The organism is Pseudomonas sp. R3-52-08 (genome assembly GCF_003851745.1).
In the GTDB taxonomy this organism is placed as follows: Bacteria; Pseudomonadota; Gammaproteobacteria; order Pseudomonadales; family Pseudomonadaceae; genus Aquipseudomonas.
Window position 1 is genome coordinate 335,776 of record NZ_CP027730.1, and the last position, 22,771, is coordinate 358,546.

The 22,771-nt window shown below is 58.4% G+C and carries 20 protein-coding genes, 1 tRNA gene and 2 pseudogenes; 7 read left to right on the forward strand and 16 right to left on the reverse strand.

The annotated features are described in order from the left end of the window. Positions 1-139 precede the first annotated feature (139 nt). The 4 genes from C4J91_RS01430 to C4J91_RS01445 all read left to right on the forward strand — a co-directional run bounded on the left by C4J91_RS01430 (position 140) and on the right by C4J91_RS01445 (position 6,344). A complete protein-coding gene (locus C4J91_RS01430; protein WP_124360821.1) occupies positions 140-3,046 on the forward strand; it encodes an aminotransferase in 2,907 nt (968 codons plus the stop codon). 120 nt (positions 3,047-3,166) lie between these two features. Then, positions 3,167-4,273, forward strand: coding sequence for an agmatine deiminase (gene aguA / locus C4J91_RS01435; RefSeq protein ID WP_124360822.1), 1,107 nt, complete (start codon positions 3,167-3,169; stop codon positions 4,271-4,273). Between the two features lie 237 nt (positions 4,274-4,510). After that, on the forward strand, positions 4,511-4,726 hold the full coding sequence (locus C4J91_RS01440) for a hypothetical protein (protein ID WP_124360823.1): 216 nt from the start codon (positions 4,511-4,513) through the stop codon (positions 4,724-4,726). Between the two features lie 301 nt (positions 4,727-5,027). Beyond that, on the forward strand, positions 5,028-6,344 hold the full coding sequence (locus tag C4J91_RS01445; protein ID WP_124360824.1) for an OprD family porin: 1,317 nt from the start codon (positions 5,028-5,030) through the stop codon (positions 6,342-6,344). Between the two features lie 106 nt (positions 6,345-6,450). Here C4J91_RS01445 and C4J91_RS01450 read toward each other — a convergent pair whose 3' ends face one another. The 5 genes from C4J91_RS01450 to C4J91_RS01470 all read right to left on the reverse strand — a co-directional run bounded on the left by C4J91_RS01450 (position 6,451) and on the right by C4J91_RS01470 (position 11,758). Then, positions 6,451-8,028 (reverse strand): M48 family metallopeptidase, encoded by a 1,578-nt coding sequence (locus tag C4J91_RS01450; protein ID WP_124360825.1) that lies wholly within the window; start codon positions 8,026-8,028, stop codon positions 6,451-6,453. Between the two features lie 13 nt (positions 8,029-8,041). Beyond that, the gene (locus tag C4J91_RS01455; protein ID WP_124360826.1) at positions 8,042-8,407 is read right to left on the reverse strand and encodes a hypothetical protein; all 366 of its coding nucleotides are present in this window, start codon (positions 8,405-8,407) and stop codon (positions 8,042-8,044) included. Positions 8,408-8,444: 37 nt separating this feature from the next. Then, positions 8,445-9,788: a CHASE2 domain-containing protein gene (locus C4J91_RS01460; protein ID WP_124360827.1), complete on the reverse strand. Its 1,344-nt coding sequence runs from the start codon at positions 9,786-9,788 to the stop codon at positions 8,445-8,447. Between the two features lie 124 nt (positions 9,789-9,912). After that, positions 9,913-10,911, reverse strand: a complete 999-nt coding sequence (locus C4J91_RS01465) for an NADP-dependent oxidoreductase (protein ID WP_124360828.1) — start codon at positions 10,909-10,911, stop codon at positions 9,913-9,915. Between the two features lie 58 nt (positions 10,912-10,969). Next, complete coding sequence (locus C4J91_RS01470; protein ID WP_124360829.1) at positions 10,970-11,758, reverse strand: SDR family oxidoreductase; 789 nt, start codon at positions 11,756-11,758, stop codon at positions 10,970-10,972. 192 nt (positions 11,759-11,950) lie between these two features. On the opposite strand from C4J91_RS01470, the gene C4J91_RS01475 reads away from it, so the two are divergent. Next, positions 11,951-12,526 carry a TetR/AcrR family transcriptional regulator gene (locus C4J91_RS01475; protein ID WP_124365091.1) on the forward strand — a complete coding sequence of 192 codons (576 nt, stop codon included), beginning with the start codon at positions 11,951-11,953 and terminating at the stop codon, positions 12,524-12,526. Positions 12,527-12,573: 47 nt separating this feature from the next. Here the strand turns inward: C4J91_RS01475 and C4J91_RS01480 are convergent, their stop codons facing one another. The 6 genes and pseudogenes from C4J91_RS01480 to C4J91_RS01500 all read right to left on the reverse strand — a co-directional run bounded on the left by C4J91_RS01480 (position 12,574) and on the right by C4J91_RS01500 (position 16,967). Beyond that, a complete protein-coding gene (locus C4J91_RS01480) occupies positions 12,574-12,855 on the reverse strand; it encodes a GNAT family N-acetyltransferase (protein WP_124360830.1) in 282 nt (93 codons plus the stop codon). A gap of 10 nt (positions 12,856-12,865) precedes the next feature. Continuing rightward, positions 12,866-13,639: pseudogene (gene xerC, locus C4J91_RS01485) on the reverse strand (tyrosine recombinase XerC); the annotation flags it as partial. Continuing rightward, on the reverse strand, positions 13,600-13,749 hold the full coding sequence (locus tag C4J91_RS27475) for a hypothetical protein (RefSeq protein WP_164484501.1): 150 nt from the start codon (positions 13,747-13,749) through the stop codon (positions 13,600-13,602). The pseudogene xerC and the gene C4J91_RS27475, both read right to left, overlap by 40 nt. A gap of 250 nt (positions 13,750-13,999) precedes the next feature. Beyond that, a pseudogene (locus C4J91_RS01490) lies at positions 14,000-14,428 on the reverse strand (DUF4158 domain-containing protein); the annotation flags it as partial. A 158-nt stretch (positions 14,429-14,586) separates the two neighbouring features. Continuing rightward, positions 14,587-14,850 (reverse strand): bacteriocin immunity protein, encoded by a 264-nt coding sequence (locus C4J91_RS01495; protein ID WP_124360831.1) that lies wholly within the window; start codon positions 14,848-14,850, stop codon positions 14,587-14,589. Beyond that, positions 14,850-16,967 carry an S-type pyocin domain-containing protein gene (locus C4J91_RS01500; protein ID WP_124360832.1) on the reverse strand — a complete coding sequence of 706 codons (2,118 nt, stop codon included), beginning with the start codon at positions 16,965-16,967 and terminating at the stop codon, positions 14,850-14,852. The genes C4J91_RS01495 and C4J91_RS01500 overlap by 1 nt, the downstream gene beginning before the upstream one ends. A gap of 320 nt (positions 16,968-17,287) precedes the next feature. On the opposite strand from C4J91_RS01500, the gene C4J91_RS01505 reads away from it, so the two are divergent. Further along, positions 17,288-18,055: a DNA adenine methylase gene (locus tag C4J91_RS01505; protein ID WP_124365092.1), complete on the forward strand. Its 768-nt coding sequence runs from the start codon at positions 17,288-17,290 to the stop codon at positions 18,053-18,055. A gap of 50 nt (positions 18,056-18,105) precedes the next feature. Here C4J91_RS01505 and C4J91_RS01510 read toward each other — a convergent pair whose 3' ends face one another. Both C4J91_RS01510 and C4J91_RS01515 read right to left on the reverse strand, forming a co-directional pair. Next, positions 18,106-18,456: a hypothetical protein gene (locus C4J91_RS01510; protein ID WP_124360833.1), complete on the reverse strand. Its 351-nt coding sequence runs from the start codon at positions 18,454-18,456 to the stop codon at positions 18,106-18,108. A gap of 150 nt (positions 18,457-18,606) precedes the next feature. Continuing rightward, positions 18,607-18,682, reverse strand: a tRNA-Thr gene (locus tag C4J91_RS01515). A gap of 328 nt (positions 18,683-19,010) precedes the next feature. Between C4J91_RS01515 and bcsQ the strand changes: the two genes are divergently transcribed. Further along, on the forward strand, positions 19,011-19,904 hold the full coding sequence (bcsQ, locus tag C4J91_RS01520; RefSeq protein ID WP_124360834.1) for a cellulose biosynthesis protein BcsQ: 894 nt from the start codon (positions 19,011-19,013) through the stop codon (positions 19,902-19,904). A gap of 241 nt (positions 19,905-20,145) precedes the next feature. On the opposite strand, the gene C4J91_RS01525 is transcribed toward bcsQ, so the two are convergent. From C4J91_RS01525 to C4J91_RS01535, 3 genes are read right to left on the reverse strand one after another with little or no spacing between them, the layout of a single operon-like run. Beyond that, positions 20,146-21,333: a methyltransferase gene (locus C4J91_RS01525; protein ID WP_124360835.1), complete on the reverse strand. Its 1,188-nt coding sequence runs from the start codon at positions 21,331-21,333 to the stop codon at positions 20,146-20,148. Beyond that, positions 21,314-22,003, reverse strand: coding sequence for an ABC transporter permease (locus C4J91_RS01530; RefSeq protein ID WP_124365093.1), 690 nt, complete (start codon positions 22,001-22,003; stop codon positions 21,314-21,316). Before C4J91_RS01530 ends, C4J91_RS01525 begins: the two co-directional genes overlap by 20 nt. A 38-nt stretch (positions 22,004-22,041) precedes the next feature. Then, on the reverse strand, positions 22,042-22,737 hold the full coding sequence (locus C4J91_RS01535; protein ID WP_065883173.1) for an ABC transporter permease: 696 nt from the start codon (positions 22,735-22,737) through the stop codon (positions 22,042-22,044). Between the last annotated feature and the right edge of the window lie 34 nt (positions 22,738-22,771).

Consider the following 22,771-nt stretch of genomic DNA (forward strand, 5'->3'; position numbering starts at 1 on the left):
AAGCGAGTGAAGCATAGCTTGAGTTGTGTAGCAGGGGTGGCGCAAGCACGGTGTATGTTGGGGGTTGCCTAACCCTTTCATCAATGGCGATATAGGCCCTGTCAAAAACAGACACCTGACAAAACGCAGAGGTTGTCCCATGTTGCTCGCTACCTTGATTCACCGCGCCAGCTTAGCCTGCCCGCAAGTAGGGCCTACCCACGCGGCGAGGTTGCTTGAGCAGCATTATGGCCTCACGGGCAGATTAACTTCATTGGGTAGCCAGCAAGACCTCAATTACAAAGTTGAAAGCCCCCTGGGCCGCTTCGTTCTGAAAATCTGCCGGGGTGACTACGCCGCAATCGAGCTACTGGCCCAGCATGCAGCCCTCAACGAGCTGCAGGCCCACGTACAGGTGCGCGTGCCCAAGGTCATCAAGGCCCTCAATGGCGACGAACTGCTGAGCGTCACCGTCGATGGGCAAACCCTGCACCTGCGGCTACTGGACTACATCGACGGCCAGCCGCTGACCGATTTGCCTCACCTGGGTCGCGATGTGATCGCAGGGTTCGGCGACCTGTGCGGGCGAATGAGCCTGGCACTGTCAACGTTCACTCATCCCGGCCTGGATCGCACCCTGCAGTGGGACCCACGCCACGCGCAGGAGCTGATTACCCATCTGCTGGCGACCTTGCCCGAGCTTCCCCATCGCACTGCACTGGAGCAGGTCGCCGGGCGGATCGAAGCGCATATCCGCCCTCTGGCTGCACACCTGCCCTGGCAGGCCGTGCACATGGACGTCACCGATGACAATGTGGTTTGGCAGCGCGATGCGCAGCGGCATTGGAAGGTCCAGGGTGTGATCGATTTCGGCGACCTGGTACACACCTGGCGCATCGCTGACCTGTCGGTGACGTGCGCTGCGCTGCTGCATCACGCTGAGGGCGACCCGTTTGCCATCCTGCCGGCGATCCAGGCCTGTCACGCGATCACGCCGTTGCAGCATGAAGAGTTGTGCGCGCTGTGGCCGTTGATCGTCGCCCGTGCGGCGGTGTTGGTGTTGAGCAGTGAGCAGCAGCGACGTCTGGACCCTGATAACGCCTACCTGTTGAAGAACGCCGAGCACGAGTGGGAAATTTTCCATGTCGCCACGTCGGTGCCGTTCGAACTGATGGAAGCGGCGATCCTGAGTAGCGTCGGCGAGGCGTTGCCTGCCTTGGCCAGCCAGGACTTTGCCCCCTTGCTGCCGGGGCTGGTCGGGCGGGAGTTCGCGCTGATCGACCTGGGTGTGCTCAGCCCGCATTTCGACGCGGGCAATTGGGAGACGCCGGGCATGGATCGGCGGCTGCTGAATGAAGCCGCAGCGGTGCATGGACTGGCAGCCAGCCGTTATGGGCAATATCGCTTGTCGCGCACCCGCCCGGACAGTGCTGGGGAGCCGGACACCTTCGCTCTTCATGTCGAATTGAGCCTGCCCCATGGCACAGTGCTTGAGGCACCTTTCGCCGGGACACTGCGCGAGGGCGCCGACGGCTTACTGTGTGTGTACGAAGAGCGCCTGAATCTGCGCGTATGGGGCGTGACAACGCGGCTCAAAGCCGGTGCGCAGGTGGTGAAGGGGCAAATACTCGGTGAAGTCCACGGGCCGTTGATCGTGCAGCTGTGTCGTGCCGACCTGGAGCCCCCGCTGTTCTGTACCCCTTCCCGGGCGTCGGCGTGGCAGGCGTTGTGCCCGTCACCGGCGGCGCTGCTCGGGCTTGCCTGTGATGCCGAACCGGAGCTGGACCCCGAAGCCCTGCTGGCCCGGCGCGACGCCAGCTTCGCCCGTTCGCAGAAGCACTATTACGTCGACCCGCCCCGTATCGAGCGGGGCTGGCGCAATCACTTGATCGACATGCAGGGCCGCTCCTACCTGGACATGCTCAACAACGTGGCGGTGCTGGGCCACGGCCACCCGCGCATGGCAGCGGTGGCGGCGCGGCAATGGTCACTGCTCAACACTAATTCACGTTTTCACTACGCGGCGATTGCCGAATTTTCCGAGCGTCTGCTGGCGCTGGCGCCGGCGGGCATGGACCGGGTGTTCCTGGTCAACAGCGGCACCGAGGCCAATGACCTGGCGATCCGCCTGGCCTGGGCCTACAGCGGCGGGCGCGACATGCTCAGCGTGCTGGAGGCCTATCACGGCTGGTCGGTGGCGGCGGACGCGGTGTCTACCTCGATTGCCGACAACCCCCAGGCGTTGAGCAGCCGCCCCGACTGGGTGCACCCGGTGACGGCGCCGAATACCTACCGGGGTGAGTTTCGCGGGCCAGACAGTGCGCCTGACTATGTACGAAGCGTGGAGCATAACCTGGCGAAAATCGCCGCTGGCCAACGCCAACTGGCGGGTTTCATCTGCGAACCGGTGTATGGCAACGCCGGTGGCATTTCGTTGCCGCCCGGCTATTTGCAGCAGGTGTATGGGCTGGTCCGCGCCCAGGGCGGTGTCTGCATTGCCGATGAGGTGCAGGTAGGTTATGGGCGCATGGGGCATTTTTTCTGGGGCTTTGAAGAGCAGGGCGTCGTGCCGGACATCATTACCATGGCCAAGGGGATGGGCAACGGGCAGCCGCTGGGCGCGGTGATCACCCGTCGAGAGATTGCCGAAGCCCTGGAGGCCGAGGGCTATTTCTTCTCGTCATCGGGCGGCAGCCCGGTGAGCTGCCGTATTGGCATGGCGGTGCTGGATGTGATGGAAGAGGAAAAGCTGTGGGAAAACGCCCAGGTAGTGGGCGGGTATTTCAAGACACGCCTGCAAGCGTTGATCGAGCATCACCCGTTAGTAGGTGCGGTACACGGTTCCGGCTTCTATCTGGGCCTCGAGCTGGTACGTGACCGACACACCCTGGAACCCGCGACGCAAGAGACTGCGCTGTTATGCGACCGTCTGCGCGAACTGGGAATCTTCATGCAGCCGACCGGCGACTACCTGAACATCCTCAAGATCAAGCCGCCGATGGTCACGACCCGGCGCAGTGTGGATTTCTTCGTCGACATGCTATCGAAGGTGCTGGATGAGCTGTAGTCATTCGATTGTTATCGACTAAATTACGTTATATGGCTTAATTATTATTCCTGTTCACTATTAATGCCGATATTTATCCGTTATAAAGTCGGCTTTCACCCCATTCGGAGTCCTCATCGCATGACCACCCTGCACAGCACACCTCGCGCCGATGGCTTCCATATGCCCGCCGAATGGGCGCCACAGACTCAAACCTGGATGATCTGGCCCGAGCGCCCGGACAACTGGCGGCTCGGCGGCAAACCGGCGCAAGCGGCCCACGTGGCGGTGGTCAAGGCCATCGCACGGTTCGAGCCGGTGACCGTTGCGGTTTCCGCCGGCCAGTATGAAAACGCTCGTAGCCGCCTGGATGTGCCGAATATCCGCGTGGTGGAAATGTCCAGCGACGACGCCTGGGTACGGGACACGGGGCCGACTTTCGTGATCAACGACAGCGGTGAAGTACGCGGGGTGAACTGGGATTTCAACGCCTGGGGCGGTTTCGATGGCGGCCTGTATGCGCCGTGGAACCGTGACGCACAGGTGGGCGGCAAGATTCTCGAGATCGAGCGCGCGTCGCGTTATCGCACCGAAGGTTTTGTGCTGGAGGGCGGTTCGATTCACGTCGACGGCGAAGGCACCCTGATCACCACCGAAGAATGCCTGTTGAACCGCAACCGCAACCCGCACTTGGATCGCGCCGCCATCGAAGCGGTGCTCAGCGCCAACCTGGCTGTGGATAAGATCATCTGGTTGCCGGATGGCCTGTTCAACGACGAAACCGACGGCCATGTGGATAACTTCTGCTGCTATGTGCGCCCAGGTGAAGTGCTGCTGGCCTGGACCGATGACCCGCAAGACCCGAACTACCCGCGCTGCCATGCCGCCATGGACGTACTGCAAAGCAGCACCGACGCCCGCGGCCGCTCGTTCACGGTGCATAAGATGCCGATTCCGGGGCCGCTGTATGCCACCGAAGAAGAATGTGCCGGTGTCGATCCGGTAGACGGCAGCCAGGAACGTAATCCGAGCGTGCGGTTGGCCGGTTCCTACGTCAACTTTCTGATCGTCAACGGCGGCATCATCGCACCGAGTTTCGATGACCCGCTGGACCATCAGGCCAAGCAGATCCTGCAGAACCTGTTTCCACAACACGAAGTGGTGATGGTGCCGGGCCGTGAACTGTTACTGGGGGGTGGCAATATTCACTGCCTGACCCAGCAGCAGCCAGCACCGCAGAGAAATTGAGTGCAGTTGTAACAGCGCCTTGAGGGCGAGCGAGCACTGCGCGAGCGCAGTGTTCCAAGCAAGCCCGCGACCCAGCACGGTCGCGGGCTTTTTTGTGCCTGAATACCTGTGAATGCGGGAGATTGGCATAGCTCTTGTATCGGCAAACACACCACAGAGCGCCAAGGTGATGACCGCATGGTTCTGTCACAAACCTTGAGTAAGTTAGCCGCTCACGCAGCAGGAGAGAGCGCTGAAATGAATGCCGAAATCAACCCGATGTACACGCGCACGTTCCACCCGGTGCGGGTCGACGGCGACGCAATCCACGCGCTGGCGCTCTGGTTGAAGGAAAACGGCGCGCGCCAGGGCAGGCAACAGCCCGACTTGCGCAGCGTGATGAGTGAACGCTACCCAGCGGGCTTGTTCACGGAGGATGAGGTGCAAGTATTGTGCGCGCTGGAGCGTAACTGAAAGCGCCGACGAATCAATATGGGAGGGGGCAAGCGCTTTTTTGTAGGAGCGCTATAGGTCTGTGCTTAGAATTATTTAGCCTAAATACAGGCGGTTCACGAAATTGACACATAGTTCAACGCGCGCATAGGATTGCGTCCAACGCCTGTGGCTAACAGCCATGACTCATCCAATAAGAAAAGGCCCGCGGCAGTTCAGTCGTCCGCGGGCCTTGTTTTTTCTGGAGAAAGTCGACACCAGAAAGCGATACGGGGCCTGGTGTCATAGCGCGTACTCAACCAGTAATAAGGAATATAAGAAAATGTTGAAGCAACGGATGAGTCTGATCGCTCTGGGGATTTTGAGCGCATCGACAGCCATGGCGAACGACCAGGAGCAATCCAAGGGTTTCGTTGAAGACAGCCACCTGAACATCGCAGCACGCAACGCCTACATCAGCCGGGACTACAAAAACGGCAAGCAGGACAAGGCCGAGTGGGGCCAGGGCTTTATCGGCAAATTGGAATCCGGTTTCACCCAAGGCACCGTCGGCGTGGGTGTGGACGTGATTGGTCAGTACGCGATTCGCCTGGATGGTGGCCAAGGCCGCGCCGGCGCCGGCGGTATCGACTTCTTCAAGCAGGGCAACGGTACGGTTGATGCCAACGGCAAGCCGAACCCAGGCCCGGCCCCCCACGACCTGGCAAAGGGCGGCGCGGCCGTGAAATTCCGCGTTTCCAACACCGTGCTCAAGTACGGTGATCAGTTCCCGGCCGTGCCTGTGTTGCAGTACGACAACTCCCGCCTGTTGTCGGAAACCTACACCGGTACCTCGATTGTTTCCAAAGAGATCGCCGGTCTGCAACTGGACGCCGGTCACTTCACCAAAGAAGCCCGCAAGAGCATGGAAGGCACCGACAGCGGCCGCCTGAAAAGCATCAACTACATCGGTGGTAGCTACAAATTCACCGAAAGCCTGTCGGCAGCGTTGTATGCCTCCGACATGCAGGACGTACTGAAGAAGCAATACGTCAACGTCAACTATGTGCTGGCGCTGCCAGAGAAACAGTCGCTGACCTTTGACTTCAACGGCTACAAAACCAAGCTGGACCGCAGCTTCGCCCTGGAAAACCAAAAAGACGCTGACGCTCGCGACAACAAAATCTGGAGCCTCGGCGCTACCTGGGCCGTTGGCGCGCACAGCTTCACCATCGCGCACCAGCGCAGCACCGGTGACACCGGCTACCTGTACGGCGGCTACCGCAATGCGGGCGGCATCGGCGACGGCGGTAATACCATCCTGCTGGCCAACTCCTACTGGTCCGACTTCAACGGCAAGGACGAGCGCTCTTGGCAAGCGGGCTACGGCATCGACTTCACCACCTTCGGTGTACCGGGCCTGACCTACAACATTGCCTATGTACGCGGCACCAACATTGACGACGGCACTGGCCGTGGCGATGGCACCGAGCGTGAAATCTGGAACCAGTTCAAGTACGTGGTCCAGAGCGGCCCGGCCAAAGACCTGAGCCTGCGCGCTCGCGCCTCGTGGTTGCGCGTTTCCAACAACGCCAGCGAATACAACGTGGGCGGTAACGAAATCCGCCTGTTCGCCGACTACCCGATCAATGTTTTCTGATTGATCGCAGGTCGCGCCTGATGCCAGGCGAGAAAAACCCCGACTGGTTCGGGGTTTTTTTATTTCTGACGACGAGCATTTCCCGCTAGGCGGTGGGCATTGAACGTCAGGCCTTGATCGGCGCGAGCTTCTTGCAGTTCTCCTTGCGTGTCGGGTATTGCTCACACTTGCGCAGCACGGTTTGCACCTGCTGCACATTCTGCAGTTGCTGGTTGGCCAACAGTTTTTCTGTGATGAACAGTTCCTCCGAGCCCAGATTGCGTTCGGCCTTGTCGATCATCTCCAGTGCCGATTGCCCGTCGCCCCGCTTGAGGTGGTAGCTGATCATCAAGTCATAGGTGGAAGGGCCGGCCAGGGACCAGTCCTTGATCGCTTGCAACTCTCTCACCGCCTCGCTGTTTTTACCCTGGGCCAGGCGCAGGGTATAGGCAGTGCGCCGAATGCTCGGCTGGTCCTTGACGGGCGAGGCCAGGGCCTTGCGAACAAACCTTTCGGCATCCGGTACCTTGTTTTTCTCCAGGGCATCGATTGCGAAGTACGCGTCTTTGTAGCCCTGCAAGGCCTCCGCCACTTTGGGCGTAGCCTTCATCTTCGACCAGCTTTGCGGGTTGACCCGGGCGCGGCGTTCCTGGCGATATTCGCGCTGCAAATATTGGCGCAGCTCGGTGTCGCGGTCCGTGGCCGACATATGCGAGCGGTTGAAGTACTGCGTGGTTGCGGTGATGCCGGTGGTCAAGCCGTCCTTGACCAGTACGTCGAGCTCCTTGGTGAACTGGTTGAGATTGAACTGTTGCAGCGAATCCTGCATGGCATTCTTACGTGCCGTGAGGAACCCAGTGAGCAAGGGTTTCTGTTTGCCCTGGAAGTCGTTGAGACGCTCCAGACTATGGGTGGCGGCGCGCGGCGCGTAGCCGGCGCGGATCATCAAGTCGGTGCCAAGCAGGTCGGCCTGGTCTTCCTGGCTACGGCCCCAGGCGGTGCTCCACACTTGGTCGGAAAACGTATTGGCCAGCGCGGTGTACAGCACCGTGTTGCCGATGGTCTTCTGGGTACCGGCCGGGTCTTTGCTGAACAGCTTCATGGTACCGGCGCTACGGTCGACGCCAGTATCGGCTGCCATGGTAGCCAAGGCGACCGTGGAGGCGACGGTGGTAAACATGTCTTTCTGCTGCTGGAAGGCCGCCATGCGGTCATGGTGATGCAGCAGCACATGGCTCATTTCGTGGCCAAGCATCGCCGCGATTTCGTCTTCGCTGGCAACGTTGTCCAGCATGCCCAGCGGTACGAACAGGTTGCCGTAAGGGTCTGCCGACGGTCCGAACCCATAACTGTCGGTGATCTTCACCTGTAGCGGCGGAACTTCGCCCGGCCAGCCCTTGGATAAGCGCGTGACAATGACCTGCAAGTAGCCTTGCAGCATCGGGATATCCACCAGGTTCTGCTGGCGTGCTTCGACAGCCGGCACCGCCCGCCCGTCGTAGCTCAGGCGCTGTTGGCTCTGGCGTTGTGGGTCCAGCTTGTAGTACTGGCGCACGTCGATGTTGTCCACGTAGTGGCCTTGGACCCGCGACTGGGTCGACGGCCCTACCAGATTCAGGAACGCCTGGTCCGCGCCCTTCAAGGTGGCGCAACCACTGAGCACCGAACTGGCCAATAGGCTGGCTGCTACTAGATATTCCCTCACCGCAACGCTCCCTTTATTGATTGCAACCGGCACCAAAACCTATGGTGGAATTATTGCGGGCGTCCCTGGCCTGGCTTTTCGTCAGGCCGAGACAGGGCAGGTCGACCACGTTCAGCGGCGGTTCGATACGCAGGTCCATGGTGTCCAACCAGACCTTCTGGCCTGCCAGTTCTACCTGCACCAGGTCCAGCGCCTGGTTGTACTGCAGCACCGGCATGGGTTGGGTAGGCGCATCTTTTTTCGCCAACTCGCGCTGTGGCTTGCCCTGCTCGTCGAGCACCGTCACCGGATCGGCGAGGAACGCCTGGATACTGTGGGCTTCCGCCCAGGCACCCTGGGTAAAGAGGGCTGCGAGCAAGACGATGAGGCTTCTTTTCATCCTTGATTTCCTTGAGTCAAATGGCAAAGCGGCACGCTCAACGATCGCGGTCGAAGAAGGCTTCGATCCGCTCGCTGAACAACACCAACGACAGCAATACAATGCCCAGCACGTTGACCGGGGTGATGTCATTGAGGCTCAGCAGCACACTGACCAATCCCAACATTGACATCACCAACAGCCACGACGGGCACGGCGAGGTGAAAAACCAGATTTCCTGGCGCCGCCAGCGGCTCCAGGTGCGATGGCCCGCCAGGCGTCGTGCGTGCAGCGCCTTGAGCACAGCGATCAATGCCAGCAGCCCGAGCTCCAGCAAGTCCAGCCAATTAAAAGGCAGGTGGGGGAAGTCGGCGGGTTCATGGTCGTAGTTCATACCTGCATTGATCAGGTTATCCAGGGCCATGGCGTGCAGGTAAACGCCGGGGAGCTGGCCGTGTACCGGCGACTCCACCAGATCCCCCGTGGACGCGATATTGGCGCCGATCAGCACCAGGCGGTCGTGGAGTAACTCGGCGATCAAGGCTTGGTCGTCCGGGTCACTGACTTCCAGGTCACTGGCCGATAACGTTAGCGTATAAGGGCACAGCGCCTGGGCGGAGTCATCCAGTTTCCAGAACACGGCCTGGAAGAACTGCGCCACCCCGTCCAGCAAGAAATGCCGCGCCGCTGCGCAGTGGCGAATATCGGCAATACGCGCCTGGTCCGCTGCCAGCTTCAGCCCCCATTGCACCGCGATGGGCTGGCGCTGCGCAGCGGTTTGTACATCCACAGGCGGCGACGTGCAGTCTTGGGTGGCACAGAACGCGCGGTATAGCGCCAAGGCGGGAGTTTCCATCAGCCCGGCCTGTGTGTGCTTAGCCAGTGGGTACTTGTCGTCCACCCCTTCCCACGCTACCAGTGCTGGCCGGCTGACCTGCATAAAAGGCGCCAGCGTATTGGCCTGGCCTGCCTCCGCGCGCGTCAGCCCAGTATTGGCCAACCACAGCGGAATGCCCTGGCGTTGATAACGCTCAAATACATTTGCCAGCAACTGACTGCCCCGCGCCGGGTCGCCGAACGAATGGTCGTGGCTGTAAAGCAAATCCACAAACACAGCCCGTGGCTTGTATGCCAGCAAACGCTTGAACAATTTGCTTTGGTCGCTGTACGGCATTGGCCATGGGCTGTCATTGCGCATCAGGTAGGCATCATCAATCAACACCACCGCCACCTGCTGTTGTCCGAGGCTTGGGTAGTGGCTGGCGAACATACGATTGAGCCACTGCGCCGACGCCTTGTCGCTGGAACTGGCCAGGCCAAAAGGATCAAGAATCGCCAGCAACACGATGATGGCCGCCAGCCAATAGCGGCGGTATTTGAACAGCGGGGTGTTGGACAACATCCATGTCTCGATTAAATGCATAGCAAGGCGGGGTTTTTAACGGAGTAGAGAAGGGGTGTCAATCAAAGAGGTGGCTAAGTGCCATATTATTCGTGCGCGTGGATCGCCTTTCGCAAAAAAAAACTTATCGGAGCGTAATGGTCACCTTGCCTTTTGCTCTGCCCTGCTCGACGTACCGCAACGCTTCTGCGGTCGATGTAAACGGGAAGGAGCGATCAATGACCGGTTTGATGACGCCAGCCTCGATCAGCGAGGTGATTTTTTGCAGCTGCACCCCGTCGGCATGCATGAACAAAAACCCATAGCTCACCCCCTGTTTGCGGGCTTTTCTGCGAACGCCGCTGCTGAACAGGCGCATGACCTGCCCCAGCACCCAGGGCAGACCTTGCGCTTGGGCAAATTGCGCGGTCGGCGGCCCGGAGAGGGAAATGAGCTGTCCGCCAGGCTTGAGAACCTTGATCGATTTCTCCAGTACATCAGTGCCAAGGCTGTTCAACACCACGTCGAAATCGCGCAACTCTTTGGCAAAATCCTGCTGTTTGTAATCAATGACCACATCCGCCCCAAGTGCTTTCACCCATTCGACATTCGCCGTGCTGGTGGTGGTGGCAACGAATGCGCCGAGGTGTTTGGCGAGTTGGATGGCAAGCGTGCCAACACCGCCGGAGCCGGCATGGATCAACACCTTCTGGCCTTTTTTCAGCTGGCCGGTTTCAACCAGCGCCTGCCAGGCCGTCAAGGCGGCCAAGGGGATGGACGCCGCCTGGGCCATGTCGAGATTCGACGGTTTCAGCGCCAGCGCGTCTTCGTGCACGGCGATCAGTTCAGCAAACGTCCCGATCCGCGCCTCGGGAGGCCGAGCATACACTTCGTCTCCCGGCTTGAATCGCGTCACCGCCGCACCCGTACGAACCACCACCCCGGCCAGGTCATTGCCCAATATCAATGGAAACCGATAGGGCAGGATCAGTTTGAACGCTCCCGTCCTGATCTTCGAATCCAACGGGTTCACGCTCGTCGCATGCATCTGGACCAGCACGTCATGCACACCGACCGCAGGGTCAGGCACTTCGCCAATCATTCCGTTCTGCTTGCCGTAGCGGTCGATAAAAAATGCTTTCATGGTGCAACTGCTCTTGTCGGTGGAGTGAGCGAGGCGTGGTCCGGCAACGTCAAGCCGTTCAGGCCTGAGTCAAATAGCGCTGCGCCACCGTGGACTGCTTGATCTGCCCCAACAGCCCCCCACGCGCGGCTTGCAGCGCATCCCAACGCTCGCCTTCCTGCAGCGCAGGAATAGTCACCAATTCGCGTCGGTCGAAACCAAGCAGGGCGGCATCGACCAGCTCACCCACTTCCATGATTTCGCTCAGGGAGTTGATGTCGATACCGGCGCGGTCCCAAATCTCCGTGCGGGTGGCGGCGGGCAGTACGGCTTGTACGTAAACACCCTGGGGCGACAGTTCCAGGCTCAGGCCTTGGGAAAGGAACAGCACAAACGCCTTGGTCGCCCCATAGACCGACATGCCGAACTCAGGCGCCAGGCCCACCACCGAGCCGATATTGATGATAGAGCCTTCGCCTGCTTTGGCCAGGCGTGGCGCGATGGCGCTGGCGAGCCGCACCAGCGCGGTGGTGTTGAGTGCCACCAGTTGCGCAACGCTCTCGGTGCTTTGCTCGATGAACGTGCCGGATTGTGCGGCGCCGGCATTGTTGACGAGGATGCCGATGCGCACGTCATCGCGCAGGCGCGCTTCAACACTGTGCAAGTCGCTGAGTTGCGTCAGGTCGGCCTGAAGCACGTCAATGGCGACGTTGTGTTCGTCCTGCAACTTCGCGGCGAGCGTTTCCAGGCGTGCGTGGTCGCGGGCGACCAACACCAGATCATGCCCGCGTTGGGCGAAACGCTCGGCGTACACCGCGCCGATGCCAGTGGAAGCGCCAGTGATGAGAACGGTAGGGCGGGTAGTCATGATGTCAGCTCTTTATCAGGGATTGGGATTGAGGTGCGCATAAATCCAGGCTCGATCAGTCGGTGACTTTGGTAGAGGTCATGTCACTTGGGATTAGGATGATGATCGAAATCTAAACTGTCAACGGTTTTGATTATGAACGACATCTATGTATCATCAGCTCATGAATTCTGCGGTAGAGAGGTAGCGAACATGCGCGTGTCCAAGGCCAAGGCCCAAGCAAACCGGGAGCACATCGTCGAAACGGCTTCAGTGGTGTTTCGCGAGCGCGGTTTCGACGGCGTCGGCGTGGCCGACCTGATGGCCGCCGCCGGCTTCACCCACGGCGGCTTCTACAAACATTTCGGGTCCAAGGCCGACCTGATGGCCGAAGCCTCGGCCAACAGCCTTGCCCGATCCCTCGCCGGCGCCGAAACATTGAGCGTGAAGGACTTCATCGACATGTACGTGTCCAGGGCCCATCGCGACAGCCGCGCCACGGGCTGCACCCTGGCGGCGTTATGCGGCGACGCGGCGCGCCAGTCGAGCGAGTTGAAATCGACCTTCGCTGAAGGGATCGAGCACATGTTGCAAACCCTTGGCGGAAACTACCCAGCCGGCCCGGATGCGGCACCGGATGAGGCGAGGGTGAAAATGATTGATCTGCTGGCAAGAGCGGTTGGCGCGATTGTGTTGTCGCGCGCTTGTCCTGATGACTCGGCGTTGGCGGATGAGATTTTGGGGGTGTGTCGGGGGGAGATAATTGAGTCGTTGTCGGCGAAGGCGTAGAGTCGGTCGTTTAGCGCGTCTGCGAAATCTAGCGTTCACTCTGGTTTTCAAAATCGGATCGGTAAACCACTGAATGCCCAAGGAAAATGCTGCTGTGCTATCTGTCCAGGAGCCAAGAAGTAGCAATGCGGCTCAATAACCACGGCTCGTTCGGCGTAGGTCTCGACTACTTTTTCCCAAAACCCTTGCGAGTCTCCATGCATGTCAACAATTACCTTTTGTACCCCATAGGTATTGAATAGATGGTCCAGGGCCATCTGAGCAGCGGCTAAACCAATCCCGCCGGATCGAACTTTAGGGTGCACATAGAACTTATAAAGCTCTGCCATTTCTTCTCCGAGCAGCAATAATCAGGAAGCGCTGGTCTGCGCGGGTTGGTACCGGCACACGTTTTCGCTCCCACGTCTCCGACCTGACGGCCTTGGCTGCATCCCAGGCAGCGCGTAGCCGAGGCGTCCAGCGAACGATATTGTCCCGGCTACCCTTCCGGCGGTTGGTCAGCACGCCCTCGGCGAGCTCGTTCTCGTCGGTTAGGGTGATCGTCTCGATACCGCGTAGACGGCAGAGGTAGCCTATCTCCATCACATACCAGAGGTAAGGCGAGCAGGCCCCAGGCTGGCCGCTCTTGAGCTGACCTTGCTGCTGCGCGAACCTGATCAGGTTGGCCATGACGATGTCGTCGGGCAGCCGCCGCAGTTTGCGCTCTTTTGGCGACTCGATGCCCCTGGCCGGGTTGTCCTTCACGAAACCACGGTTGCGGCCCCACTGCATCACGCGGCGCAGGTAGCGCAAGGCGTGCGCGGCCTTTGATGGTTTGCCCTCCTGGGCGATCTTATCGATGATCCGCTGGATAAGCGCCGGCGTGAACTTGAGCACCGCCAGCTCGCCCAACGGCTTGCCGAGCTTTGTGGGGAATGCCAGAAGCACGTCGCGGGAGTAGACGTAGTCGTCGTGGGTTTTCTCGCTGAGAGCCTTGTACTGATCACTTTTGTGGAACTCGTTACAGAGATACTGCAGGCTGTCTCGGTCCACGCCGTTGCGCTCCTCGATCAGCCGGTGAAGCTCCGAAAGCGTCACGTTGCCCGCGCATAGATTCTGCCGCTGATTACGACCAGGCAGTTGACCGGCAGATCTCGCGCTGGCGTCAGATTCAGCATCAGGCAGAAATGCAACGCCAGGCCAAGGAAAAAGCCCATGCCATGCCTGCTGATGGTGACAGCCATCAGCCAGACGAGCCCACAGAGGGTGCGTATCAGCAACTGCCGAATACTGGGCAAAGCTGAACCTAAAAGAGCTCCAGATTGAGAAAGAGAGCGGGGTAGATCCAGCCACCAAAAAAATCGCGCTGCTGGCGAAATCTAGTATTTGGATTACATTTAGCTGTACCGCAGAAGGGCGGCGGACTGACGGATCATCCAGCAGTACACCTGTGCTGCGCTTTGCCAAGGAGCGTTACATGTCAAATGCTTCTAAAGACCGGTTAAACAACTCGCCCGGACGATCCGTCCCTGTCCAGCAGAGTGCATATAGCCAGCGGGTTAACCGAAAGCCGACACTGACGTCAGAAAGTACTCGATGACCGTAGCGGTCCTGAATCTCGACGGCATGGCGGTGACGTTGAAGTGTTTCGGAGTAGAGCAGGACGCAAGTCAAATCATTAACACCCAACTGTTTACTGAGTATTTGCAGTACCTCCTGTGGAATGGCTGAAAAGTCATCGGGGAAGGCCCCGAGATAACGAAGGCTGGTCAGTTGTACGGCGTAACCGAGACGGTTGTGTTCGCCACGCAGTGGCACGAGGACTTTGTAGTCGTCATCGCTCAGGTGAAAATAGCGCTCTAGCTCATCCCTTCTGGGGGACTCGACGTAACGCCCAAAACCATCGCGTTGCTCTTGGGTCAAAAAAAACGACTGGCATCGATCACAGCGCCTTGACGTAAAGTAACGGTTTTGCGCTTATACACTCGTGGCTGACGGTGCGGCAAATAAAATTTCAAAGGTCTGCAAATAGCGAAAAGCCCAGTCGCCTTTTTTTGGCGACTAGGCTTGGTTAGCTTTGATTAAGCTGTTTTGAAGCCTGGCTTGCCATTGGCGGCCCGCCATTCTTTAACCTTATTAGTTATTGCCTCGGGCGTGCTCTCTGCGTCCGTCGCTGCATAATAAATAAGGTCTGTGCTTTCAGGATGTTCGGTGATTCTTTCGAAATGCTCCAAAAGTATATCTAGCTGATCATCGGTCTTGGCGATATTCTCTTTAAATATCTCCTTCATGAACTCCAAAAACTCAGCTTCTGTATATTCTGAAATACTGCTTTTAAGTTCCATTATTTTACTTCCTTATGGATATCTATGTGACGCTTAGGTGTCAAAAAACGCATGTTTTCGATATTGTAAATATCTCCGCCTTTCGCAACTTCGTCAATATGATGAAGTTCAAAAGATGATCGTTTACCCACAGCATCAGCTTTTCTGGACTTTGCAGCTTTACCAGTGATCATGCGGTCTCTGTTTGTCAAAATAAATTGTTTCGCAAGTTCTGGGTCACTAGCTACGGCTTTCCAGAAGGTTTCTCGAAACTCTCTGAAGTTCTTAAATTCCTTCCCTCTAAGTTGATCGGCAATCTGCGACGGGATGGGTGCACCCTCACCTTGTGATGCAGCGCCTAACCAAGTCCCCGACACAGGTTGGCCAACACCTATCGCCACGCCTGGATCCTCTCGCCGGTCCCTGAACATCACATAGATTGGAGGCAGACCCGAGTCTGCCGGGAACACGGTGACGAAGTCATCAAAACCAGCGTCTGCAACCCCTGGGAAAGTGTCAATCCTTCCTTCAACCGGCGTTACACTAGCTCCAGTGTAGACCGGTGGAGCAGGTTGTTCGGCAGGTAGGGTGGTCGAGCTGTTACCAGGGTCGACAATCGGTGTCCAAGTCAAAGTCCTTGGTGGGGCGTCTCCTGTCGTCACACTGTACAGGTTCTGTTCGGCGTTATAAGTAGCAGCCACCACCCTGACTTTCGAAGGAATCGTCACACCATCAGTCTTTACCACAATGACTTCTGACTGCCCATCTGCAGCTGTTTTCGAGCTAAGCCGAACAGGCAAATCAACGGTACCACCGGCGGCGGCAATGGCTGGCAAATCTTGGCTTAGCTCAGGGGTAAGATCCGACACAGGGGTACTAAACGTATAACGTTCAGGCAACTCCCCATTAGCCAGTTTGGGCGAATAGATTAAAGCAGAAACCCCAACCAGAAGACCTGAGGCGGTGCCAGCTGCCAAACTGGTCAAGGCGGCAATTGCAGAGCGGATAGCTGTTTGCAAGGTCACTGCCGCCGCTTCAATGACAGCTATGGTTCCCGCCGAGGTTATAACAAACGGTGCAGCCGCTGACGCTGGGCCTGGAGCACGAAACGTATTGGCAACGCGAATAGCCTCTGCAGCTAAACGGGCTTGCTCAGCTGCTTCGGCGGCGATCCTGGCTGCCTCCGCTGCTGCCGCTTCATCCGCGATCCGCTGAGCTTCAGCCTCTGCCGCGACTTTCGCCGCTTCAGCAGCGGCAGCCTCATCAGCCACGCGTTTTGCTTCAACCTCAGCGGCGATTCTGGCGGCTTCAGCGGCTGCCGCTTCATCGGCAATGCGCTTGGCCTCGGCCTCAGCAGCGACCCTGGCTGCCTCAACTGCAGCCGCTTCATCGGCAACACGCTTGGCTTCGACCTCAGCGGCGATTCTGGCGGCTTCAGCGGCTGCCGCTTCATCGGCAATGCGCTTGGCTTCGGCCTCCGCCGCGAGACGTACGTCTTCTGCTGCCTGGGCCGTAGCAACATTCTGGGTCAGTAATGCGGACTTTTCTGTAAGAATTCGTATTTTTTCCTCAAGTATTTTTGCCGAATACGCCGCCGTAGCTGACGCTTCCCAGTTTTTATAAGTATCAAGGGGACTGTTTGGGTTTTTAGGTGATTGAAAGATATTTACAAAATAAACCGCACTTTTTTTCATTTCCACCGCGAGCACATTTCTACCAAAAAAAGCGGTAGCAGCTGCGTTAGCGTTAGCCAATTCTGCGGTGTTCTGCGCAATCAGGCCGTCTACAACGGATTTTTCCTTGTTGGCCTTCTCAAGTTCGGAGAGAGAGTTAGGTCCTACACCTGCCGCGATCTCTGCTTCAACATCAGCCGGCAATTGGGGCAAGTAGGCCGTATAGGATTGCTCCATACTTCGTTGAGCGCTAGCGACGGTTACAACCACAGACATTGTGTACCGATCGCTCGTAATTCGTTCCTGATTGAAAAATGCATCAACTTCAGGGCCAGAAGCGAACTTGCCGTCCCATGGCAGTGGTTTAGCAATGACCCCACCCCCTGGCAGAGGCCCTGGTGGATTGGGCAATGGTGGATCAGGGGTCACGATAGTGGGAGGCAGAGTAATATCTGGTGGTGACATGTGTTTCTCCTTGATGTTTAGATCCCTTACGAATGCCTTCCAGTGGCTATCGATAGCATGGGCAAGCAAACACTTAATGTGCAAACAGAATGTTCGCAAATCCACTGTACATAAGCACAGCTATCGCACCAAGCCAAAATATGCACAAATGCATAAATATTGGACGGACGGTATTGATTTCGATTGGCCATCACTCGAAACCAAACGAGCCCCACGATCAAGCCTTTACTGAAGTGATGCTATACAACGCGGCTTGATCAGCTATGGACGATCAGCTGCAAATAAGCACCACCACCAAAACCCATTGCAAAGGATTGCAAATGACAAACCCAATCGTTCCATGGATGGGCGGCAAGCGCCGTCTTTCGAAGCGCCTGCTGGCGCTGTTCCCAGACCACGAGTGCTACGTCGAAGTGTTTGCCGGCGGCGCTGCGCTGTACTTCAAGCGAGAGCAGCCCGCAAAAGTCGAGGTTTTGAATGATCTCAACGGCGACCTGGTGAACTTGTACCGTGTAGTCCAGCACCACCTTGAGGAGTTCGTTCGTCAGTTCAAGTGGGCACTCAGCTCCCGACAGATCTTCGAGTGGCAAAAGATGACAGCGGCCGAGACACTGACGGATATCCAGAAAGCGGCCAGATTCTTCTACCTCCAACACCACGCGTTCGGTGCAAAGTCCACGGGACAGACATTCGGAACCGCTACTACCGGCCGGGCCATCAACCTGCTGCGGATTGAGGAAAACCTATCGCTGGCTTGGCAGCGCTTGTCCGGCACGTACGTCGAGAACCTTCCGTGGCTGAAGTGCGCCCAAAAGTACGATCGGCCTCACACCTTTCACTATATGGACCCTCCGTACTGGGAAACCCAGGGCTACGGAGCTGAGTTTGGCTTTGACCAGTACGAGCTTATGGCCGAGTTCATGCGCGCCTGCGAAGGCAAAGTGATGGTAAGCATCAATGATCACCCGGATATCCGCCGGGTGTTTGAAGGGTTCCGCATGGAGGCAATGGATATCCGCTACAGCACGGCCAACCCTAGGAAGGGCGTAGCAGAAAGAACAGGTGAACTGGCGATCATGAACTGGTAGCGGTCGCTATCAGCGCAGCAACAGCAACAGTAGTGGTTGCTGAAACCTGATCAGTATCGAGGGCCAGGAGACGGTCTTGGCTTCAAGTCCAGCGACAAATGCTCGTTCTGTTTACGGATCAGTCTGGCCAGATATTCCAGCCAATCCGCGATAGCGTCGGCCGCAGCTGGGCGGTCCTCTGGCACCCATGACGACAGGTGTGCTTCTAGCAACTCCTGAAAGTCCAAGTCTTCCCCTGCTTCATGTATGAGGCCGACCAGAGGGGAGTAGTCTGGAAGACCCGACTCGATGGCCGCGTCCACAAGGTCCATTGCATCAAGCGAAATGAAAGGACGAATGCCGTCTTCTGCTTCGCTCTCGTCAGGAACTTCAAACGTAACTTTGATCTTTCCGGAGAGCATCTTCGGCCCTTTCGTGTCCCTTACCGCATGTCGGGAAATGGCGGTGGATAAATGGCCGAAAGCATAGCGGGTTGAATGCTGCCCGCCGCCTATTGTACGTATTGCAGAAACAACAAAGCCCTCACATTTCTGCGAGGGCTTCGTTTTGTATGGTGCCGGCACCAGGAGTCGAACCCGGGACCTACTGATTACAAGTCAGTTGCTCTACCAACTGAGCTATACCGGCGTGTTAGGGCGACGATTATAGCGATTGAAAAGGTTCTGTAAACCCCTGAATTCTGACTATTTTTGCAAACGCTGCGGTTTTTTGCGGTCACCGTGTTTTTTAACCAATGTCACTGCTTGAAAATGCGCGCAGGCAACACTCAGAAAAAAGCCATTAAATTGACTTTTTACCGTTCATCCAGAAAGCACAAAACAAAAACATCAAAATAATGACACGCCCTACCCGTTGCCACAGAATGCCCAAACAAGGACGCCTATAATAAGACCTGCGGTAAGTATCCGCGCTTGCCGAGCTTCACGTCTTAACGCTGCGTCGTGAGGAGCAGGTTATGAGCCTTAGCAGAGAAATCCTGGCGTTGTTCGGCAAGGATGTCGCCCATGACGCCGATGGCATCAATGCGCGAATGCACTTTTTCGGCAGTGTCCCTGAACAATCCCATCTCCAACCGCTGGTTACCCCTGTGTTGCGCCCAAAAATAGTGGCGCTGGTGTCGATCAATGGCGGTGTCGGGCGCAGCACGCTGGTTACGGCGTTGAGCAGCGGTTTGCAGCGCCACGGTGAGTCGGTGGTGGCGTTGGACCTGGACCCGCAGAATGCCTTGCACCATCACTTCGGCGTCAGTTCCATGTTGCCGGGGATCGGGCGCACCAGTCTGGAGCATGGGCAATGGGGGCCGCTGCAGCAGTTGGGGTTTGCCGGTTGTCAGGTGATCACCTTCGGCGATGTCGATATTCAGCAGCAGGAGAATCTGGAGCGTTGGCTCAAGCATGAGCCCGATTGGTTGGCGCAGCGTCTCGCGTCGCTGGGCTTGAGCGAGCGGCAGACGGTAATTATCGATACCCCTGCCGGCAATAATGTCTATTTCCATCAGGCGCTGAACGTGGCCGATGTGGTGCTGCTTATTGTGCAGCCGGACGCTGCGTGCCTTGGTACGCTGGATCATCTGGACACGCTGCTCGCCCCATACCTTGAGGGCCAGTGCCCACCGGCTGTGCACGTAGTGGTTAACCAGGTGGATGAAAGCAATGCCTTCAGCCTGGACATGGTTGAGGCATTCAAACATCGGCTTGGCACAGACCTGCTGGAGGTGCATCGCGACATGGCGATCAACGAGGCCTTGGCCTTCGCGGCCGACCCGTTGGATAACGTGACCAAGCGGCTCGCCAGTGACGATATCAATGCGTTGTGCCTGGTGCTGAAGGCTCCGAGGACAACCGCGTGAAAGCGCGGTTTATACGGTTTACGCCAGATGCTTATGCACAATCGGTTGGTAACGGTGGCTACTGAACGGCCATTTTGTGGAGCCGTTCTCAATACGCTGCAACTGCCTGTTTTGCGTGCGTTTTATTGTGCGAACAAAAAATGACCAGCGCTGCTTTTGGGCTGTAGCGCTGATGGCTACAGCTTTGGCAAAGAATTCATCAACAGAGTTATCCACAGGGCGCGGTAGGAAGTTTTGCCCCTTAATCGCGCTTGGCGAGCACCATCAGGTTGCGTGGGGTGAGGGTGGGTTCACAGAAGCTGCCGAGCTCGACGCTGTAGCCGTGCTCCACCAGAAATAACGCGCGATCCAGTACCAGCCACATTTCCAGCGGGCGGCGAAACAGGCCTCGGACCAGTTCCAGGTTTCGCACCTCGGCCAGCCGGCGCCAGCCGTGTGCTTCCAGCTCCCCCCAATCCTGTTCACCGGTGGATAAACCCTTGAGGCTCGCCAGCTCCCGGCAATAGTCAGCGAAGGATTTACCCAGCCACTTCGTGGGCAGGGACGGCGTGGGCAGGTAGTCGTCGCAGCCGCGTAGTTGCCGTTGCAGCCGGTCGAAGCCCAGGCGCCGGGCCATGGAGGTATCGCGTTGCTGGCGCACGCGGTTACCGGCAGTGACGGTTTCGCTCAGCGGCAGGCCCAGATCATCAATCGACAGCTGCAGGGCCGACGCGCGCCCGGTCGCGGACAGCGCTTGATAGCGGTCGGCGCCGATGCGGTTATAGCAGCACGGCGCCAGCGCCAGTTGCTTGCAGCCGGCAGCGCTGGCCAGTTGCAGCATGCGCACATGCAGGTCGCCGCAGGCATGCAGGGCGACGGGTGTGTGCTCGGGGCTGATCGCCACATCCGCCATCACGTCTTGCAGGCGATGGGTAGCGCGCAAGCCGTGGTGATCACTCAAGGCTGTGCCGGAGGCAATCAGGGCCGGGTCATATTCCAGGCAGGTCAGCTGTTGGCCGGGTTGCAGCAGGCGGCGGCCGAGATGGCCTTTGCCGGCGCACCAGTCCAGCCAGTGGTGGGGCTCTGCGGCAAAATTCAGGGCGGCGCCGAAGGCTTCGATCTGTTGCCACTTGCGCCCCGGAACGTCGACATCCAGGCGATGGCGAGCGGGTGCAATCGCGTGTGTCGGCAATTTATCCACGGCGCTGAGGCGCAGCGCCTGTGCGGCCAACTGTGGAAAAGGCGCGGGCGCCGGCAGGTCGTGGGGGTGATTGTGGCTGGCTTCGGCGTCGTCCAGCGAGCGTTGGCGTAGCCACTGTGCTAGCGCGGGATGTTCGGTTTCCCAGGGCAATCGAAGCTGGGTAAAGGGCCGCGGTCGCCACAGCCCTTGGTGCTCGATCAGAAACCCATCCAGTGCCTGGAAGCGTGCCTCAACGTCCTTGGCATGCATCGACGCGCAGCCATTTTTCCAGGAGTTTGAAACCGCGCACCAGCACGTAGGCCATCACCAGGTAGAACAGCCCGGCCGCAAAGAAGATCTCCACCGGCAGGTAGGTACGGGCGATGATGGTCCGCGCCATGCCGGTCAGTTCCAGCAAGGTCACGGTACTGGCCAGGGCGCTGGCCTTGAGCATCAGGATCACTTCGTTGCTGTAGGCCGGCAGGCCGATACGCGAGGCGCGGGGCAGGATGATGTAGAACAGTGTCTTGGGCCTGGACATGCCCAGGGCGCGAGCTGCTTCGATCTCGCCCGGGGGAATGGCCTGGATCGCGCCGCGCAGGATTTCAGCGATATAGGCGGCGGTGTGCAGGGTCATGGTGGCGGTGGCGCACCAGAACGGATCGCGCAGGTAGGGCCACATGAAGCTGCCACGCACGCTGTCGAATTGCGCCAGGCCGTAGTAGACCAGAAACAACTGCACCAGCAACGGCGTGCCACGGAAGAAGAAAATGTAGGCATAGGGCAGGGCGCTCACGTACCAGCGGCGCGAAGAGCGAGCGATGCCCAGTGGGATCGCCAGCAGCAGGCCGGCAATCACGGCGATTGCCACCAGCTCCAGGGTCAGCGTCGCGCCCTGGGCCAATTTGGGCAGCCATTTGATGATCACGGCCCAGTTCAGGCCCAGGTCGAAATGCGACAGCCAGCTGTAATCAGCGCTCATTGGGCGCTCCTTGCAAAGCCGCGGGCGGCGCGTTTTTCCAGGAAGTGCATGCTGGTCATGGCGAGCACGGTCAGGCCCAGGTACATGAAGGCGGCGACCATGAAGAAGGTGAACGGCTGCTTGGTCACGGTCACGCCGATCTGCGCGTGGCGCATGATCTCTTCCAGGCCGATCACCGATACCAGCGCGGTGTCCTTCATCAGGATCATGAACAGATTGCCCAGTCCCGGCAGGGCGATGCGCCACATCTGCGGCATGATCAGCCGCGTGAAAATCCGAAATTTCGACAGCCCCAACGCCACACCGGCTTCACGGTGGCCCTTGGGAATGGCGAGGATCGCACCGCGAAACACTTCCGTGGCATAGGCGCCAAAGCACAGGCCCAGGGCGATGACGCCGGCGGCAAAGGCACTCAGGGACAGGTCGGGGTTACCGAAAAATTCCCCAAGGGCGCGCATCAGGTTGACCGTGCCGAAATAAATCAGCAGCACCCACAGCAACTCGGGAATACCGCGAACGATGGTCGAATAAGCACCGCCCAGCCATTGCAACGGCTTGTACGGTGAAGTCTTGGCCAAGGCGCCGGCCAGGCCGAGCACCAGCCCAAGGCACAGGGCCGTGAGCGCCAGTTTGACGGTCATCAGCGCGCCGGCGGCAAGGGCCGGGCCGAATCCGTAGAGGTCGAAATTCATGGTGTTTTCATATCGCGGCAGGCATTGCTGGAAG

Excerpts from the sequence above, each read along its gene's own strand:
- C4J91_RS01460 (WP_124360827.1), bottom strand. The coding sequence starts at position 9,788 with ATGTTGTCCAACACCCCGCTGTTCAAATACCGCCGCTATTGGCTGGCG.
- C4J91_RS01510 (WP_124360833.1), bottom strand. The coding sequence starts at position 18,456 with ATGCTCTCCGGAAAGATCAAAGTTACGTTTGAAGTTCCTGACGAGAGC.
- C4J91_RS01500 (WP_124360832.1), bottom strand. The coding sequence starts at position 16,967 with ATGTCACCACCAGATATTACTCTGCCTCCCACTATCGTGACCCCTGAT.
- C4J91_RS01470 (WP_124360829.1), bottom strand. The coding sequence starts at position 11,758 with ATGACTACCCGCCCTACCGTTCTCATCACTGGCGCTTCCACTGGCATC.
- C4J91_RS01430 (WP_124360821.1), top strand. The coding sequence starts at position 140 with ATGTTGCTCGCTACCTTGATTCACCGCGCCAGCTTAGCCTGCCCGCAA.
- bcsQ (WP_124360834.1), top strand. The coding sequence starts at position 19,011 with ATGAGCCTTAGCAGAGAAATCCTGGCGTTGTTCGGCAAGGATGTCGCC.
- C4J91_RS01445 (WP_124360824.1), top strand. The coding sequence starts at position 5,028 with ATGTTGAAGCAACGGATGAGTCTGATCGCTCTGGGGATTTTGAGCGCA.
- C4J91_RS01465 (WP_124360828.1), bottom strand. The coding sequence starts at position 10,911 with ATGAAAGCATTTTTTATCGACCGCTACGGCAAGCAGAACGGAATGATT.
- C4J91_RS01475 (WP_124365091.1), top strand. The coding sequence starts at position 11,951 with ATGCGCGTGTCCAAGGCCAAGGCCCAAGCAAACCGGGAGCACATCGTC.
- C4J91_RS01505 (WP_124365092.1), top strand. The coding sequence starts at position 17,288 with ATGACAAACCCAATCGTTCCATGGATGGGCGGCAAGCGCCGTCTTTCG.
- C4J91_RS01440 (WP_124360823.1), top strand. The coding sequence starts at position 4,511 with ATGAATGCCGAAATCAACCCGATGTACACGCGCACGTTCCACCCGGTG.
- C4J91_RS01455 (WP_124360826.1), bottom strand. The coding sequence starts at position 8,407 with ATGAAAAGAAGCCTCATCGTCTTGCTCGCAGCCCTCTTTACCCAGGGT.
- C4J91_RS01480 (WP_124360830.1), bottom strand. The coding sequence starts at position 12,855 with ATGGCAGAGCTTTATAAGTTCTATGTGCACCCTAAAGTTCGATCCGGC.
- C4J91_RS01535 (WP_065883173.1), bottom strand. The coding sequence starts at position 22,737 with ATGAATTTCGACCTCTACGGATTCGGCCCGGCCCTTGCCGCCGGCGCG.
- aguA (WP_124360822.1), top strand. The coding sequence starts at position 3,167 with ATGACCACCCTGCACAGCACACCTCGCGCCGATGGCTTCCATATGCCC.
- C4J91_RS01495 (WP_124360831.1), bottom strand. The coding sequence starts at position 14,850 with ATGGAACTTAAAAGCAGTATTTCAGAATATACAGAAGCTGAGTTTTTG.
- C4J91_RS01525 (WP_124360835.1), bottom strand. The coding sequence starts at position 21,333 with ATGCATGCCAAGGACGTTGAGGCACGCTTCCAGGCACTGGATGGGTTT.
- C4J91_RS27475 (WP_164484501.1), bottom strand. The coding sequence starts at position 13,749 with ATGGCTGTCACCATCAGCAGGCATGGCATGGGCTTTTTCCTTGGCCTG.